This window comes from Bacteroides sp. 43_46 (genome assembly GCF_001915455.1).
GTDB classification, from domain to species: Bacteria; Bacteroidota; Bacteroidia; order Bacteroidales; family Bacteroidaceae; genus Bacteroides; species Bacteroides caccae.
This window is the reverse complement of the sequence record NZ_MNQN01000017.1, coordinates 118,658-136,728: the sequence shown is the minus strand read 5'-3', so window position 1 is coordinate 136,728 and position 18,071 is coordinate 118,658. Positions and strand designations below refer to the sequence as shown.

The window sequence follows — 18,071 nt, the reverse complement described above, 5'->3', positions numbered from 1 at the left end:
GTTTAAATATTACATGAGTTCGTGATAATTTCAAAATAGAATAAGCCGATTTTTCAGGTTAAAAGGTCTGATTTCGGATAATGCGCTCGAATCTCTGATTCTGACCGAAAACATGCAACAGGATATTGCAGATGCCGTAAAAGATTTTTTCTTACTTAAAATAAATGTTTTCTGTTTCATATAGCTTGAATTTAAGATTAAATAATGGAATGAAAGTTTTTTCTCTGTTTTATATATTACTTCAATACTCAACTTTATAGTCTTTTCTGCTTGGTTTACCGCTCCAGATCTTGCAAGAAGTCCATTCTTCAAAACTATTTGTCCAAAAGTAATCATCTGCCGGAAGTCCCAGTGCTAAAAAACCAAGTGTTGCCATATACAAACTACCGGTAGTAGTATAATAATCAGCCAATTCAGGTTGATGACCATTAAATCCCAGTACCAACCAGCCGTTTTTGTCGAAATTCTGATTACCGTCGTACATATTCACAAATACGGCAGTGAGCGCACAACGTACTTGTGCAGGATGTATATAAGAAGGCAGTATTTTCATCAATGCTACTTGTGATAAGCTTTGAAATGCCCCTGTACGATAAGTAGCCGAACGTCCAAAAGCCGGAAAAACTCCGTCAGGCATTATCATACGCTCAGAAAAATCAGAATGGCGTATCATCCTTTTAACAGCTGTATTATATTGCCTTTCCGAGACTATTTTTTTTTCCTTTAATACCTGATAAATGTCTACCAGCATGGGATGAATAACATAATCATTATAATAATCCATAGAGAAACTTGGTCCGTCACTATACCAGCCGTCACCCACATACCATTCTTCTATTTTTTTACAAGCTAAGAATACTTTAGCTTGATCAACTTGTTCACCGACTTTCAACAAAAAAGTTTCTATGATAGCCGCAAATAACAAATGATTATTATACACGGGTTTATTTCTACGGAGTGACTTAAATGCGGTCACATATCTTTGTTTGGTGAGCGTATCCAGTGGCTCCCATAAAGCCTTGGGGGCACGTAGAAAAGCTTGTGCTAAATAAGCTGCATCTACAGTGGGCTGATAATTGCGGGTAAAGTTCAGACAATCGGGAGATTCGGGAGAAACACTATTTTTCAGTCCTTTAAGTACTGAAGTTCTAAAACTTTTCCTTAGTTTACCTTCTTCTGTATTGTCATCAGGTAAAGCCAACCAAGGAGCAATGCCGGCAAGTGTTCTTCCTACAGCCTCTAAGTAGGTAACGTCACGTGGATTACCATAGAAATTTTTTCCGGTCTCTACGGGCATGTTGGCCTCCAATGTTCCCTTGGCTAAATTGTCAATAACCGGTGAGGCTATACGACACAAATACTTTACCCATAACTCGCGGTCTTGCGCACCTGTACGCTTTGAAGCTACCATAGAACTGAAGGAACAAATGCAAAATAGTATAAAAAGAATTTTACGCTTCATAATTATAATATCGGTTTATTGTTTATCATTCGATTGTAACGTAAAAGAGCCTCTAAAAAATAATAGTCCGCATAAATTAATGGCACGTCTACTTCTGAACCGTGAGGAATAGCTCCTGTGCTGTGTTTTAAAATAAAGTTTCCGTTTTTACCTTCTTCTGCACGATATTCAGGACTCGATAATGAGGTGAGTATTTGTAGTGCTGTCTCTGTATAAATTTTCTTCTTGTCATCCTTTACATAAGAGGATAATTCTAACAAAGCAGAAGCGGTAACAGAAGCAGCGGAGGCGTCACGATAGTTTTGTATGTATTTATTGGTCTTAGAGAACTTGCCAGGGATAAACCCCGGTCTATGCGTATCAAAATCCCACCAAGGAATTTTATCAGACGGAAGATTCGGGTGATTGATGTAATAATCCGCCATACGCTGGGCTGTTTTCAAGAAACGCGGATCCTTTGTTTCACGATAACATAATGTAAAGCCATATATTCCCCAACCTTGTCCGCGAGACCACGTAGACTCGTTGGAGTATCCCTGTGATGTTTCGCCTTTAATGAAATTCCCGGTCTCAGGGTCATAGCATGCCAGATGATAACTGCTACCGTCTTTTCTTATCTGATATTTCATGGTCTTTTCCGCATGCGATATCGCTATGTTTCTGAATGAAGGGTCACCGGTTGCTTTTGAAGCCCAGAACAGCAATTCCAAGTTCATCATATTATCTATGATAACGGGATATTTAAAAACGTGTTTGTTTTCCCATGAACGCCATGAGTCCCAGGACTTGATTGTACCTACTTGAGGATTAAAGCGTGTAGCCAAAGAGTATGCGGATTGTATAAGTATATCCTTGTATTTTTCATTCTGCGTAAGGCGATAAGCATTACCGAAGCTACAATACATCATGAAACCTATATCATGATTACCTTTGAATGTTTTAACTGGTTCAAGCTTTTCTGTCCATTTTTTGGCAAAGCTTTCAAAAGCTTTATCACCTGTATATTCGTTTATATACCATAATATTCCAGGAAAGAATCCGGAGGTCCACCAATAGATGCTCCGACATGAAGTATTTCCTTTACCATTTATGGAGTGCGGCATTTTAGCTTCTCCTTGCGGTATATTTTCAAGCATGTGTACCATTTGCCTTTTGGCAAAATCAAAGTTATCACTTACTAATTTGTTTCCGTTATTCTGTGCCAAGGCATTACTTGAACATACTAAAACTGTGATAGCCCCCAATAATAGCAGCTTATTTTTTTTCAAATAAGGAAAATGTCTCTGTACTTTATTCTTCATAATTTGGTAAATATAGATTTAGTTATAATGGCTAAAACGATTCTTTGCGAAGGCAAAAATAGAAATAGCGTTTTCTATAACTGTACCAAAATGTCCGAACAAAGTATCCAAAAAATATGAGTGCCTATTTTAACGTTCTATGAATTAGAACGTTTTAGACTATCCCTGGTCTTGTTTCCTATATTGTAGCGGAGAAATTCCAAAATGATTCTTAAAGCATTTACAAAAATAGCGTCCTGAACTAAAGCCCAAATATGCAGCAATATCATCCATGCGAAGTGTCGGGTTCTTTATCAGTAATGCAGTAGCTTTATTAAGTCTACATTCCAAAATGAAATTGGCAGGGGTTGTACCTGTAATGTCTTTTATCTTTTCAAAAAAAGCACTACGTCCCATACATACCTCTGATGCAAGTTGCTCTATATTAAAATCAGGATTCTCGATATTTTTCTCTACTATCTCTTTTATTTTATCAAGTAGTTTTTTGTCACTTTCATTTTGAACCACTCCTGGAACATTTGTAGACTGGCTGTTATCAGTATTTGTATGATGAAGCAACTCTCTATTACGGAGTATGTTATTAATTTTAATCAGAAGAATTTTAGCATTAAAAGATTTGGATATATAATCATCTGCCCCCGACATTAATCCCTCCACTTGTTGTTCGGGAGATATTCTTGCGGTTAGCAGAACTACCGGAATGTGACATGTGTGTATATTATTCTTTATTCTTCTACACATTTCATTTCCACTTATACCGGGCATCATTACATCGCTTAATACAATATCCGGTTGTTCCTTTATTGTAATTCTCAAGCCATCGTCCCCATTTGTTGCTTTGTATACCTGATAAAGTGGAGAAAATATCTCCGCAAGCAAATTCAGGAGTTCTACATTATCTTCAACAATAAGTATTCGTCTGACATCGGCTTCATCAGGATCATTTTTATGATAGACTATCTTATTATTCTCTTTTAGTGTTTTCATAAAATCACTGTCCGGTATTGAATTCTGCACAATAGACTTGCTTTCTTTTATATCATGCTGTATGTCTACAAGCGGGTCATTTATAAAATGTTCATTACCGGTTTTCAGCATGACGCTGAATATGCTGCCATAGCCGGGTTTGCTTTCCACTGTAATTTTACCATGATGCAGATTGATAATCTCCTTACATAAAGCTAGTCCTATGCCTGAACTGAATGTGTAGAATTTACCTTTAGATTGATAATAACGTTCAAATATCCTATCAATCTCTCCTGCTTCGATTCCTATGCCATTATCTATTAATCGTATGATAAACATTTCGTTGCTTTTAATCAAAGAAAGTTCAACGCTTCCATTGTCGTTGGTAAACTTTAAGGCATTAGAAATCAGATTCGAGAACACTTTTCTTAATTGTACACTGTCAAACCAGCAAAACGCCGATTCGCAGCTTGTTGTAAACAGGTATTTGATGTTATGTGCTTCTGCCTGTTCTTTAAATGACAAATACACTTCATCTAAGAAAGGAATAAGATTTTTTTCTTGAACAGATAAACGCATTTGTTTTTGATCTAGCTTATGAAAATCAAGTAATTCGCTAATCTGGTTCCGCATATCAGATGCATGTTTGTGTAATTTTAATATTTTATCATAAACAGGTTTGGAAATATCCTTGCTGTTACTCAAGAGTAGTTCAATCTGAGTAGTTATTAAAGTAAGCGGAGTACGAAGTTCATGGCTTACATTTGTAAAAAAGTCAAGTTTGAACCGATTGATTTTCTCTATATTTTCTTTTTCTCTTTTTTCATTATCCAATAAGAGTTTAAATTTGAAAGATGTTATCTTTTCCTTTGCTATAATGAATAGTATTGATAAAACTATTATAAAATAAATCAACCATGCCCACCAAGTGTTCCACCAAGGTAATTTTACAACAATATCGAGACTTATTCCTTCGTCCTGTTCATTACCATAAATATTGTTTTCTCTGATATGCAACGTATAATTGCCAGGAGGAATATTGGTATAGGTGATATGATGTCCATTAGTTTTTATCCATTTTTTATCCAATCCGTCTAATTTATATTCATAAAATGTCGGAAATATAGAATAATAAAAATCGTTGTCCGAGAAAGTAAATTCCAGATTGTTCTGATTGTGTTTCAATACAATTTTATCTGTATATGAAATAATACGCTTCAGAATTTTGTTACTGTCATTGGGTAACATTAATGCGTTATTTACAAATAATTTTGAAAGATACAAGGACTTTTTGTTAGCTGAATTCTTTAAATTATCCACAGAAAATGCAGCCAACCCCTCCAAACTGCCCGCATATATATCCTTATTTTCGGAAACGTAAAGTCCGTTATCTACACCAAACGATGAAACTGGCAGTTTTTTCCCCGATATAGAATATTTCACTCTCTTTTCTTTTGTATCGAAAAAAGAAAGTCCGTTACTACACATAATTACCATAAATCTTTCATCGAGAGAAATACAATTAAAGCAATAATCATCCAATATTAGGGAATTCTTGGAATTATATATTTGAAAAGTATCTTCTTTAGCATTATATCCTAACATTCCACCACCTTCCGTACCTACATAAATCTCACCGTTACTTGTTTCACATATACATAAGAGTACATTGTGCTTTATGCCAAAATCACTCGATTGGTATCGTTTCATTGAATCTGGCACACCTATTTTCATACAAACTATATTTTTATTATATATCGCCCATATCTGGTCTGATTGATCGATAACAAACGCAAGTACTCCCTTAATACATAATAGCGGGGTAACTTCGTTGGTTTTTTCGTTAAACACATAAATACCATCACTTGAAGAGAATACAATTTTATCGCCATACATATATACATGTGTCACAGTGTGATGTAACACTCTATCCTTTGGAGACTTAAAACACTTGGTGAATTTTCCGGAAGGTATGTCATAAGCTATCAATCCCGATAAATAGGTACCAATATATAATTTATCCTTATTCTTATCATAACAGATAGATTTCATATTATCTGCTACAAGACCGGAGTCTTTCGTACTGAGGTGACGGAATATTTCAGTCTTATGATTCATATAATTAAGTCCTCCGCCATCTGTACATATCCACAAATCATCCCGTTTGTCTTTTACAATTCCACTGACAAATGGAAAATTGAGACAATCAGAGCGTTCCTTGTTTGCGGGATAGTATTTAAAAATTCTACTCTCTGGGGAAAAGACACTGACTCCTCCATAATAAGTGCCGACCCATAATCCTCCCTCCTTGTCCAAATAGAGGGCGAATATGGATGAATGTTTCATGTCACCGGAAAAACCTCCTGAGGCATAGGACTCTATATTACCGGTTGAGATAGAGTATTTGTTCAGTCCTTCACGAGTTCCGATCCATAAATTACCGGACTGGTCTTCGGTTACCACCCTTACGTCATTGCTGCAAAGACTATTCGCTGTTCCGGGATTATTGACAATATGGTTTACACAAATATCATTGTCAAACTGATACAGCCCGTTTGAACGAGTTGCCATCCAAATAGAACCATCTTTACTTTCATAAAGCATTTCGATGGAAGGTATGTCCAATATACATTTCCATAATCCATTTTTATATTCTTTGTAACATCCTTTTGACGTGACGATATACCATTCACTACTTCTATTGCAAAATATAGAACTTATTCTTCCTGAAGAGATTTCTATTTTTTTGAAGAAATCCCAACGATTATCGCCTTCATTCCATTCCAAAATTGAATCTTTAGCAGCTATATAAATTTTGCCACCAATAGAATTAACAGTGTTTATATCTCCTTCTCTGATACACTGAAAACGGTCTTCAGTCAATTTATAACAAACCAAAGAATTGTCAGCACGCAAAAATATATTGTGATTTGAATCTTCAACGATTCGATAAATTGTATTATTTTTAATATAGTTGTCAAAACGTTCTTCACCTCCTTTCAAGGTTATCATTTCATTTCCGTCATAGATACTCAAACCTTGCAATGTTCCGAACCACATCCTTCCCAATTCATCCTGATGAATACTTAGTATTGAAGGTTGCGAGAGTCCGTCTTTTACTCCTATATTTTTAAAATAATATCCGTATAAAGGAAAATGTATGAAGTTTATGCACAAAAACAAAATAATACGAATAAGACTTTTTTTATATAAGCCGGATTTCTGTTTCTTCATGATTGATTAGACTTTATGAGGTTCACGCAATTAAATAAATTGCGTATACAAATATCCTATTTAATTTAGAAATATCAAAAAAATATATGTCTTTTGAGGATATAGGAATAGATTTTCATTTATTTATTGTCTGCGTTAGCCTGTATACTTTCCCGTTTTCATCTATACCCTCAATAATAATGTCTTCCGGTGCGGTGCTGTCTGGAGTGTAATATTCTATTATTGCATTTCCTTCTTCATCCAATTGCAGTGCCGGATTCCAATAGATAGTACTCCTTAAATCTGAACGCCGGGCATCTTTCTTTTCGAGAGTATCATAGGTTGGGTGATAAAATTCCACCGAGTCACTGTACCCGAGTGGAGAGTAAGTGATGATTCCTTGTGCCGGTCTGGCCGGAAGATCTCTTCCGTCTTTTAATGTGATAACAATGGCACCGGCAGCACCACGGGAACCTAATATTGCCGCATCTGCTCCGCGGAGCAGACTTAAACTGGACATATCACTGGCTTGCAGGGTGGTCAGGATCTCATTGTCATCCTCGTACACTACATCGTCAATCACGATAACAGGCTGTTGCGGATTGTTGCGTATATGTATTTCGTTTCCATTCATTACGCTAACTCCCGGCAGTCTCATTACTGCATCAAAGGCTGTATGTGCACCGTATTTTTCCAGTTGCTCTCCTTCGACAGTATAGGTGTTGATTCCTCCTGTATAAATACTTGTTGAACTGGGCTTTTTCCGGTTTCCTGTAATCAGTACTTCTTTCAGATTGTAGACTCTTATGCCGCCTTCCATGTAATATTGGTCGCGGGTATTGAGCAAATAGTCTTCCATAAAGGTTGCTGCTCCGTCACGGAAAGGGGATTTATGGAAGGCAACCGGATACTCAGGTTTTTCTATTTCAATATCAACTCCGGCAAAACCTCTCTTTGTACGTGCTTGTATGAGGAAAGTGGTACTGTCTCTGAATGAGGTATTGACTATAAATTCTCCTTTCTCGTCTGTGGTTGTTGTGGCGATAATGTTTTGTTTAGGAGCTAATAATACGATAGGTCCTTTTTTTACATTCCCTCCGAAGAAACCTTTAATACGCCCACTGATAGTCTGTCCTTTCTCAATATAATTACTGAAGTTCAATGAGGGAGCACGCAGTACATTATCAAATTTGTATCTGCGCCAGCCATGTGTCATCATCAAGAAATCTAACGAGCGTAGGGTTCGTGCATCTTGGCGGAGAAAATAGAACCCCGGGTCTTCCACATATCCTTTCAGATCGGAAGTCAACAGTAGGTTTGATACAATGTTGTCAGCGAGAGAATCCGGTTGGATACTTTTCCGGTTGGTAATGCTGACGGAGAAACTACCGTTTACAGGATTTCCCTTGTCGTCTTTTATTGAAATATTTAATGATACTTTTTCTCTTTTTTCGTATGTCGGTCGGTCCGGAGTTATTTGCCATTGGGGAGTTTTGCGGTCGGGAACAAAGACTAGCCGTTCGCTGAGCGCATTCCCTTGCTGGTCGATTAACATGAAATGAGTGATCCCTTCTGTAAACAGGCTGTCATTCATTTTTCCGAAAGTCCTTGTCGGATTAATAGGTTGAAGTATGGAAAGTTTTCCACGGGTGTGAGCAATGAGAAATAGCTTTTGAGGCCATTCTGTTGCCTCTGTTTTCTGAATCTCATAACGTATTTCCTGTTTATAGTGACTTATGGAAAGTGTGATTCCCTTTTGTTCGATAGCCGGGAGGTCAAATCGTTTGGTAACTCCATCGCTGGACGTAGCCATTACGTAATAGGAACTGCCGTTGGAAGGGTTTAATGTGAAAATCCCCATTCCTTTGTGCTCGGAATGAAAAGATGTCAGTGTATCTCCTTGGGAATCCAGTAAGAAACCTTCTATTTCTTTGGAGAATCCGTCTGCTCCCTGAGCTTTGAACGCTATGTTCTGGTGCTGAACAGCAAGTAGTGCGCCTCCTTCCGGGAAAAAAGTGACGTCAAAGTCATTCGTAAATGTCGGCAAATAAAAAGTCTTTTTATAGATGTATTGCGGGTCGTCAAATTCCACTTCAATGCTGCGGGCAGCAGTTGGCTTCAAATCCGGTAAGGAAATGGAAATCAGTCCGTTTTCATCTGTCTTTTTTCTCCCTTTATCTTTTATTTTTCCGTTTACGATAAACCGATACCGGATTGCTGTGTTCTTAAAAACCTCTTGGGTATTGCTGGTAAACTTGACTTTTGCTGTATAATGGGTATCGTCCTCTTGTTGATATTTGATGTTTGAAAGGATGGTGTTATCTATGGAGTTTCCGATTTTCAGATTACGTGAATAGAAGAATTCCGGTCCTTCATTCAACATCCAGTTACTGTATCCTCGCAGGTAGTAATCACCGGCGGGGAGGGTAGGAGGCAGGGTAAAAGCATTGTGGAAACCTAAAGAGTCTCTACGGATTTTTTTTCGTTCTACGATCGAGTCGGAACGATTGATTAATTCTGTAATGATAAAGTTACTCTGGCTATCATCTTGGTGGGTAATGGCATTTATCAGGTAGCCTTTGAACCAGATTTTCTCTCCGGCACCGTAAAATGGTTTGTCCAGGTGGAGATAAACCTTCTCATGGGGTATTTTCTCTAACAGGCTAAAATTGGCAATAACCGTATCTTGCATACTTTGTGCTGATAGCATTGAAGTTGATAATAACATTCCTGTTATCAGAGCTATTTGACATATTTGTGTCAGTAAGGTAGTTTTGCTTTTCATACGATATATAATGTTAGAGTGTTAACTTTTGTGCATCCAGATAGAAAGTACTTTTCGTTTGACTGCGAGTATATTAATGATTGATACGATAAGGAACAGAAGAATACCCATGCCGATAGCTGCCCATAGTGAACCTGTTTCCAATTGGGGGAATAGCAGGCGGATACTTTCTATGTAATAGCTACGCAGCCAGGTTACTAATCCGATAGATAGCAGTAATACAACGATGTTCAACCCTACTGTGAGTATCTGATAAGGCAATGCTACTCTATTGGGGCTGTATCCTATTAATAAAAGACTTTCCAGCTTGGTCGTATTTTTTTGTAGCAGTAAGAAGATGCTTAACATCAGGATATAGAATGAAAGGATACTGATAAATAGGCCGACTCCCAGCACAATACCTACAATCAGGCGAAGGAAATAGGTCGTCTTGCCTGCATCCAACTTTCCGTCTTCCGTTTCATATCCTTTCTTTTGAAAATAACCGGCAATGGAGGAATCCGCAGGATTGCTGACTTCAATAATCAGTCGTGCCGGTTGTGCTTCCGCATTCGGGGCAAAGTTCTTGTTGGCCCATTCCATAAAAGACTGGGGGACCAAAATGGTGTTCAGTCGATTGGAGAAACCGACGATATTTCCTTTATACTGCTCTACCCGGCCATTTCCGCGCATCATGATGTCCATTTGGATCAGACTCATTAAGCCTTCCGATAGCTTGGGCAGGCTACGGCTTTGGGCAAAGCCGAAGTTATAAAGATTCAGGTAATTGCGGGGAATAATGATAGGAATGGTGTGTGTGGCTTCATCAAAGTGCCATTTATCGAGTTTAATATCAACAAATTCATCGGGAACCGATTCGAAAAACATATCGGTGGAAAGATGAATACCAGCTTCCTGCATACCCAGTCCCGCCGAAACTTTGAATTGGGAGGGGGTAAAAGCTCCGATTGTCTTGGTAAACGATTGTTTCTTCAGGTCGGCGATGTCTTCGGCAGAGAATGTGTTGTTTTTTCCTGCAAAAGAGCCGAGCGTGCTAATCTTCTTTGTGGCTATGATGAAATCTTTCTTCATAAAGCTGTCTCCTTCGGTGAATACCGGAATGATATCTTTATAAAACTGTACACTAAGCAATACAATCATCATACCGAATAGATTGGCTAAAAAGAAACCGGCTAACTGGCCGATACTGATATGTTGGCGGAGAAGTTTCCAGACAAGGGCTGACATTTTATTTATGATTTACAAATTATAATTTACAATAACTCATTACTCGCCACTTATCATAGCTGGAGTATGCGTTGATAAGGCAACTCAATATGTTTTCCTATGGAAGTGGCGATTACTCCGGCTTGTTGCTTTTCAGCTTCGCCAATAATAAGTTCTCCCATGATGCGGCTGTTGTCATCATCCAGATGACTGATAGGTTCATCCAGAAAAAGGAAATCGAAAGGCTGGCAGAGTGCTCGGATAAAGGCAACCCGTTGTTGCTGCCCGAACGAGAGTTTACCGGCCTTTACATTCAGCTTGTCCGAAAGTCCCAGTTTCTCGAAGAAGGCTAGGATTTCTTTCTTCTTTTTGTATCCGGTAAGATTATTTTTCAGTTGTACATTTTCAAGAGCAGTCAGCTCGGTGAAGATACGTAAATCTTGAAAAAGCATACTCAGTGAATGCTTTCTCAGGTCTACCCATTGCTTCACAGAATATGCTTTGATATTAGTCTCATCGAAATTGATAATCCCCTGATAGTCGTTGCGATAGCCATAAATATAGCTGCACAATGAAGATTTTCCGGTGCCGGAAGCCGCTTCTATCAGACACATTTCCCCTTTCCGGAAGATAAGATCCTGATGCCATATATCCGAAGTCACCGAATTACGGTCAGCAAACACTTGGGGAAGTGTTTGCTGTAAATGAATGCTATTCATGCCGTTTGTTTACGAATTACATACCGGTAAATTGTTTGCCGAAGTCAACGATTAATTTGAGCGCATTGACGTCTTTATCTTTCAGGCAAAGGTCGATTTCGCTTGTTTCTCCTTCTGAACTAACGGACAGATAGGAAACTTTTGATAACATCTCAGAACCGGTCCGGAACTTTTCACCACCAAATCCGATCAGCATTTTAACAACGGGAAGTTCAAGTATAGCTTCTGCGTTGATAGCCATGAATACGTTTTTTCCCTTCATTTCCGATGCATACGGAGCGTCTTTGATAGACTTGTCTGCCGCTTTTTCTATATTTTTGTAGAGTAACTCGTCATTGGTGGCATACATTTGTTTGTCTTTGATACCAAAGAATACGTTCATTCCTTTACTCTTATAGACATATTCGTTTTTGCCCAGTTCCAGAATATCTTCTCCTTTTTTCAGTCCCAATGCCTGCTTGTTCTTATAAAGGGCTTCGAGTGCATTGCCGTTTTTTACGTCTGCATACACTATAAAGGTAGGAGCGCTGTTCATGGTTACGTTGATTAACCCTGCGGAGATATCACCGTTGAAGGAACTGAACAATTCTTTAACTTCATCTGCTTTGGAGATAGATACTGTGTTACGGAATTCCTTATTTTCACTTAGGAGATTATAAAGACCTTCTCCTTTTATACCCAGATTGACAAACATCAGGGTAGAAGCCGGGAAGTATTTTACGAACGTATTATTTGCTTTTCCAAATGCTTCCAACTGTTTTTTCATCAAAGCTTTTACAGCCTCGTTCTCCGTGTAATTTTCTGTTTTCAAGGTAATTCTTCCTTTTTCAAAGTTTAATCCGGCTATTATGGTTATGTCTTCTGCTTTCACTTCAGCGGGAAGTCCCATACTGACTTGCTCTTGATAAGGTGCAGGAATAGCTGCCATGGAAGCGAAGAAATTGATGTCACTTTTTTGTTTTTCCATTTTCTGGAAAGCGCCGGATTTCGCAATGCTGTTATCTGCAGTTTGTTTCAACAGATTGGTGATGCCTTCTTTGGCTTTTTCTATTTGAGATGTTCCTTTTACGGAAATGAGCATTACGGCAGAATTGTTGAAAGCGACTAAACCTCCGTTCATGGTTGTAAAGCTATATCCAGCTGCTTCGTTGATTGGTTGGCAGATTTGCTCTTTTACCATTATTTCCAAGGAAGCGTGAAGGTCATCTTCGCTTTTGATTTTCGCAACTGCGGTAGAGTATGGGAAAGAGGGCGAAGTAAATACGTAGACAGGAGCTTCTACGTCAATTCCCGATTCACTGGGGTTATTCATCACTTTTTCTAATTGTTGGAAAGTGGCAGCGTTCATTCCACTTTTTAGTGCTTCCAATACTTTTTGCTTGGCAGCTTCATTCTCTTTATCATTCAATCCGGCCTTACTAGCCAAGGATTTTAGATTTATAGAGGTAACAACCGTAGCATCAGCCGGTATTATATTGGTATATTCCACTGTTTTGGAACATGCTGCCAGGAAAACAATCAGTACTGCAAGTACCGAGAGTCGTGAAATCATTTTCTTTGCCATACTCATATTTTTTAATGGTGTATAAATTTCAAATTAACTGTTCTTTTATTGTTGATTTAGCAGATTCAACGTGTGGCAAGCCACCAATGCCGCTGTTTCTGTCCGAAGTCGTGATTTACCCAGGCTGATCGGCGTGAATCCCCGTTCAATAGCTTTTTCTACTTCGCCCTCACTGAAATCTCCTTCCGGGCCGATCAGCACCAAGGCGTCTTCTCCGGCTTTTAGTACGTCCTTCAGCAGAGGTTTCTCACCTTCGTAGCAGTGAGCGATAAACTTCTGTCCCTTAAACTCCTGATTGATGAATTTATTGAAATCTGTCATCTCATTCAGTTTCGGCAGACGGGCTTTGAGTGATTGTTTGATTGCCGAGATAAGAATCTTTTCGATCCGTTCGTTCTTGATAACTTTACGTTCCGAGAACCGGCAGTTGAGAAATGTCAGTTCGTCGAATCCTATTTCAGTGGCTTTCTCGGCAAACCATTCATTACGGTCCATATTTTTAGTTGGTGCCATGGCGATGTGCAGGTGGCACGGCCATAGTGGTTTTTGGAAAATTGTCTCTTTGATAGCTACCAGACAACGTTTGTTGGTTGCTGCCGTAATTTCTGCCTTGTAGAAACTACCCTTTCCATCGGTAAGGGTGATTTCGTCTCCGATACTTAACCGCAAGACACGGGTACAGTGCTGTGCTTCTTCTTCCGGAAGCTCATTGGTTTTCTGTATATCGGGAGTATAAAAAACGTGCATATAGTAATTATTGATTTTTATTTCTTTGATTGATCTGGTCGCGTATTTTAGCGGCCAATTCATAGTTCTCGTCTTTAATGGCCTGCTCCAATGCTTGTTCAAGTGTTTTGGAAGTGGCACTGCGCGACGACGATTCATGTTCTTCTTCCATAGATTCCTTGTCACCAACTGTTTCTTCAGAACGGTTCCTTTCTTCATCCGGTATGCGCAGGCATTCCCGGTCGAGGATAGATTCATAAATCAGAATCGGGCAGTCGGCACGTACCGCCAATGCAATGGCGTCCGATGTACGTGCGTCAATACGTATAATATCTTCGTCTCTTTTCAGGTAAACATAAGAGTAGAAAATACCGTCTTTAGCTTTGTAAATCAGCACACGTATCAGGCTTACCCCCAATACGGTAAGGCTTGTGGTGAATAAATCGTGTGTTAACGGGCGTGGAGTTTTAATTCCTTTCAGATACAACGCGGTAGCCTGGGCTTCGGCGGGACCGATGATGATAGGCAGTTGCCGTTCACCGTCCACTTCACCCAATAGCATTGCGAATGCACCTACCTGCGCTTGGCTATTTGTGATATTTAAAACTTGTAATTCTACCTTTTTATCCATTGTTTTTTACTTAATTTGTTTTACTCTCCCGTCGGTGCTTATACTTGAATACCAAGGCAAACAGAATTCCGATAACCAACGCATACGCAGCAAAAATCAGCCAGATATCCGTCCATTCCCGACTCACCAATTTGCCGTCGGCATATACCGAGAAAGCATCTACCACAGCTCCGCTGGCATATCCTCCGATGATAGCTCCCAGACCGTTAGTCATCATAAAGAACAACCCTTGAGCACTGGCACGAATGGAGGAATTAGTCTCTTGTTCAACAAACAAGGAACCGGAAATGTTGAAGAAATCAAACGCCATGCCATAAACAATCATGGAAAGAATCAACATCCACAATCCGCCTCCCGGATCTCCGAAGCCGAACAAACCGAACCGGAATACCCATGCAAACATACTGATTAACATCACTTGCTTGATGCCGAAATGCTTCAGGAAAAACGGTATAGCAAGAATAAACAGTGTCTCGGACATCTGTGATATGGATAGCAGGATAACCGAATGTTTCACCCCGAAAGAATCTGCAAACTCCGGAATACCGGCAAAACTGCCTAGAAACAGGTCACCGTATGTATTGGTTATCTGTAAAGCCGCCCCCAAAAGCATGGAGAAAAGGAAGAAAATTGCCATTTTCTTTCTTTTAAATAACACCAATGCATCCAGCCCGAAAGCCGAAAGCAGTGATTTGTTTTCTGTTTTGGCGGGTTTACAAGCCGGAAGGGTGAAAGAATAAACTCCCAGTAACAGTGCGGATATGGCACCGACATAAAGTTGGGCGCTTGAGTTTTTGAATCCGGTAAGGTCTACCGCCCACATGGCACAGATAAAACCGATCGTTCCCCATACGCGGATAGGGGGGAAATCTTTGATTAAATCACATTTATATTGCTCCAATGCATTGTATGAAACGGTATTGGCTAATGACAAAGTAGGCATATATACCAATAGATTGAGTAACATGGCCCAATACATCTGGTCGTATCCCGTAGCGGTGGAAGCGTAGAAAAGACAGGCTGCACCTACAATGTGGCAAAGTCCGTATAAACGCTCTGCATTAAACCATTTATCGGCAATGATACCGATAATGCCGGGCATCACCAAAGAGGCAATTCCCATAGTGGCGAAAATGGCTCCGATTTGTCCTCCTTCGAAATGGAGTTCTCTGCCCATATAGCCACCTAGTGAAATTAACCATGACCCCCAGACAAAAAATTGCAGGAAGTTCATAATAATCAAACGAACTTTTATGCTCATGACTTTTTTAAATTTGTGTTTCTCTTTTGCTAATAATAGATGCAAATATAATATTTTCGTTGATTGGGTGAGCAAGTTAATTGATAAAAAGGCGATAAAAAAGGCATAAATGCAAAGAAGGAAGAATATCTATGATAAAAAATAAGAATGGAAAGGGTATATAAAAAAAGAAGGCTATCTATCCCAGACAGCCAATCTTTGTTAACCTTAAATCTAATACCATGAAAAACACAGTGCAAAGATAAGTGGTTTATGTTATACAACATAATGTTTCATCGAAAAACTGCATATTGTTAACTCTAATTAACTTTGAATACTCCTTTTTTCTGTTACTGCCTCCTGATTTCCTCTTATAATATTCTTTTTTATCCTTCGAATAGAAATCTGGTTCCGACATCTTGCCGGACTTATTCTACGTAGAGTACAAGTCCTTTCAGATATTCGCCTTCCGGATGATAGATATTCACCGGATGATCGGCAGGTTGGGTGAGCTGGTGCAAGATACGCACGCTGCGTCCCGACATGGCGGCTGCGGTGAATACTGCTGTGCGGAAATTATCTTTGGTTACTACCTGTGAGCAGGAGAAAGTAAACAAGATACCACCCGGCTTGATTTTCTCGAATGCTTTGGCGTTCAGTTTCCGATAACCCTGCAATGCGTTCCGCAACGCATCCTTGTGTTTGGCAAATGCGGGTGGGTCGAGGATAATCAGGTCATACTGGTCGCCCATACGGTCGAGGTATTTGAAGGCGTCTTCAGCGAATGCTTCATGGCGGGGATCACCAGGGAAGTTCAGTTCCACATTCTTGTTAGTCAGGTCGATTGCTTTCGCAGAGCTGTCTACCGAGTGGACGAGCTTTGCACCTCCGCGCATGGCGTAGAAAGAAAAGCCTCCGGTGTAGCAGAACATATTCAGTACCGAGCGATCTTTGGCATACCGTTCCAATAACGAGCGGTTTTCGCGTTGGTCTACAAAGAATCCCGTTTTCTGGCCTTTCAGCCAGTCTACATGAAACTTCAGACCGTACTCTTGTGCAATATTATCATTGCTTCCTCCTTTCAGGAAACCATTTTCGGGGAAAAGGTCGGCTTTGAAGGGGAGCGTTGTTTCTGATTTATAATAGATATTTTCAATCTTGTCACCCATGACTTCGGACAAAGCCTCGGCGATCACCATGCGGTCTACGTGCATTCCTGCCGAGTGAGCTTGCATGACGGCAGTTTTGGCATAAATATCAATCACCAGTCCGGGGAGATTGTCACCTTCACCGTGTACGAGACGATAGGTGTCATTGACCGGATTGATAGCGATTCCAATGGCACAACGCATGTCGTATGCAATTTCCAGTTTGCGTTTCCAGAAATCATGGTTGATCGGTTCTTGCCGGAAAGAAAGCACACGTACAGCGATACTTCCGATCTGGAAGTGTCCTTCGGCGATAAATTCTTTCTTGGAGGTGTATACTTCTACAACTTCACCTTCTTCGGGTTCTCCGTCGAAACGGGAGATAGCACCGGAGAAAATCCAGGGGTGAAATCTTTTCAGCGACTCTTCTTTACCGGGTTTGAGGTATACTTTATGCATAGTGTTTTATTTATCTGATTCTATTAAATGTTCTTCTTTCTTTTCTTCGGGAGCTATTTCATAATTACCTGTCCGCTTTAGTTCTTGCAGCAGGTTGTAGATGTTGAGGCATGCCCAGGCGTCGGTGGCGGCGTATTGTTTTTGTCCATCACTCAACACATCCGCTTCCCAATTGGACAGTCGTTGCGATTTGGAAATTTTTTCCTTAAATAAAATGGCATAAATCTTTTGGAGGCTTTTGTCCTGTATGCCGAACTGACGTACATAGTCCTGCAATTCGATACAACTCTGTTGGTTGAAAGGAGCACGTTTATGCAACATCATAAAGTCGTCTTTCAGCGAAAGCCCCACCTTAATAATTCCCGGGTTCTCAAGCAAGTCAACCAATGGCTGTGTAAGTCCCGTCATATTGAGCCGGAACAGAAAACAACATTCTTCGGAAGAAATCTGGAGAAGCGCTACTTTGTGTGATTGCCCTTTTGTGAAAGAGGGCCGCGTTTCGCTGTCGATACCCAATATCGGCTGCGACAACAGGTAGGCTACCGCCTTTTCCGTTTCCGATTCCGATTGGATAACATGGATTCTTCCCGGAAAAACTACTTTCGGGAGTTCCTTTAATTCGTCTTTATCAATGGTTCTTCTTACAATCAT

General features: G+C 39.8%; 12 protein-coding genes. All 12 read right to left on the bottom strand.

Annotated elements, in window-relative coordinates:
- Nucleotides 1-241: 241 nt before the first annotated feature.
- Nucleotides 242-1,462, bottom strand: a complete 1,221-nt coding sequence (locus BHV72_RS01715) for a DUF2264 domain-containing protein (protein WP_286853836.1) — start codon at nt 1,460-1,462, stop codon at nt 242-244.
- 2 nt (nt 1,463-1,464) lie between these two features.
- Nucleotides 1,465-2,763: a glycoside hydrolase family 88 protein gene (locus BHV72_RS01710; RefSeq protein ID WP_286853833.1), complete on the bottom strand. Its 1,299-nt coding sequence runs from the start codon at nt 2,761-2,763 to the stop codon at nt 1,465-1,467.
- 159 nt (nt 2,764-2,922) lie between these two features.
- A complete protein-coding gene (locus BHV72_RS01705) occupies nt 2,923-6,963 on the bottom strand; it encodes a two-component regulator propeller domain-containing protein (protein WP_286853830.1) in 4,041 nt (1,346 codons plus the stop codon).
- Nucleotides 6,964-7,078: 115 nt separating this feature from the next.
- The gene (locus BHV72_RS01700) at nt 7,079-9,727 is read right to left on the bottom strand and encodes a TonB-dependent receptor plug domain-containing protein (RefSeq protein ID WP_055256648.1); all 2,649 of its coding nucleotides are present in this window, start codon (nt 9,725-9,727) and stop codon (nt 7,079-7,081) included.
- A gap of 21 nt (nt 9,728-9,748) precedes the next feature.
- Nucleotides 9,749-10,954 carry a transporter gene (locus BHV72_RS01695; RefSeq protein ID WP_005677444.1) on the bottom strand — a complete coding sequence of 402 codons (1,206 nt, stop codon included), beginning with the start codon at nt 10,952-10,954 and terminating at the stop codon, nt 9,749-9,751.
- A 53-nt stretch (nt 10,955-11,007) separates the two neighbouring features.
- Entirely contained in the window at nt 11,008-11,652 is a 645-nt protein-coding gene (locus BHV72_RS01690; RefSeq protein ID WP_055172855.1) for an ATP-binding cassette domain-containing protein, read from the bottom strand.
- A 16-nt stretch (nt 11,653-11,668) separates the two neighbouring features.
- Nucleotides 11,669-13,216: a DUF4836 family protein gene (locus tag BHV72_RS01685; RefSeq protein ID WP_286853824.1), complete on the bottom strand. Its 1,548-nt coding sequence runs from the start codon at nt 13,214-13,216 to the stop codon at nt 11,669-11,671.
- A gap of 45 nt (nt 13,217-13,261) precedes the next feature.
- Nucleotides 13,262-13,963, bottom strand: a complete 702-nt coding sequence (locus BHV72_RS01680; RefSeq protein WP_005677448.1) for a 16S rRNA (uracil(1498)-N(3))-methyltransferase — start codon at nt 13,961-13,963, stop codon at nt 13,262-13,264.
- A 7-nt stretch (nt 13,964-13,970) separates the two neighbouring features.
- Complete coding sequence (locus BHV72_RS01675; RefSeq protein ID WP_005677449.1) at nt 13,971-14,573, bottom strand: bifunctional nuclease family protein; 603 nt, start codon at nt 14,571-14,573, stop codon at nt 13,971-13,973.
- Between the two features lie 10 nt (nt 14,574-14,583).
- On the bottom strand, nt 14,584-15,834 hold the full coding sequence (locus BHV72_RS01670; RefSeq protein WP_005677451.1) for a nucleoside permease: 1,251 nt from the start codon (nt 15,832-15,834) through the stop codon (nt 14,584-14,586).
- Nucleotides 15,835-16,241: 407 nt separating this feature from the next.
- Nucleotides 16,242-17,420, bottom strand: a complete 1,179-nt coding sequence (locus BHV72_RS01665) for a class I SAM-dependent rRNA methyltransferase (RefSeq protein ID WP_005677452.1) — start codon at nt 17,418-17,420, stop codon at nt 16,242-16,244.
- A 6-nt stretch (nt 17,421-17,426) separates the two neighbouring features.
- Entirely contained in the window at nt 17,427-18,071 is a 645-nt protein-coding gene (locus tag BHV72_RS01660; protein WP_005677453.1) for a 3'-5' exonuclease, read from the bottom strand.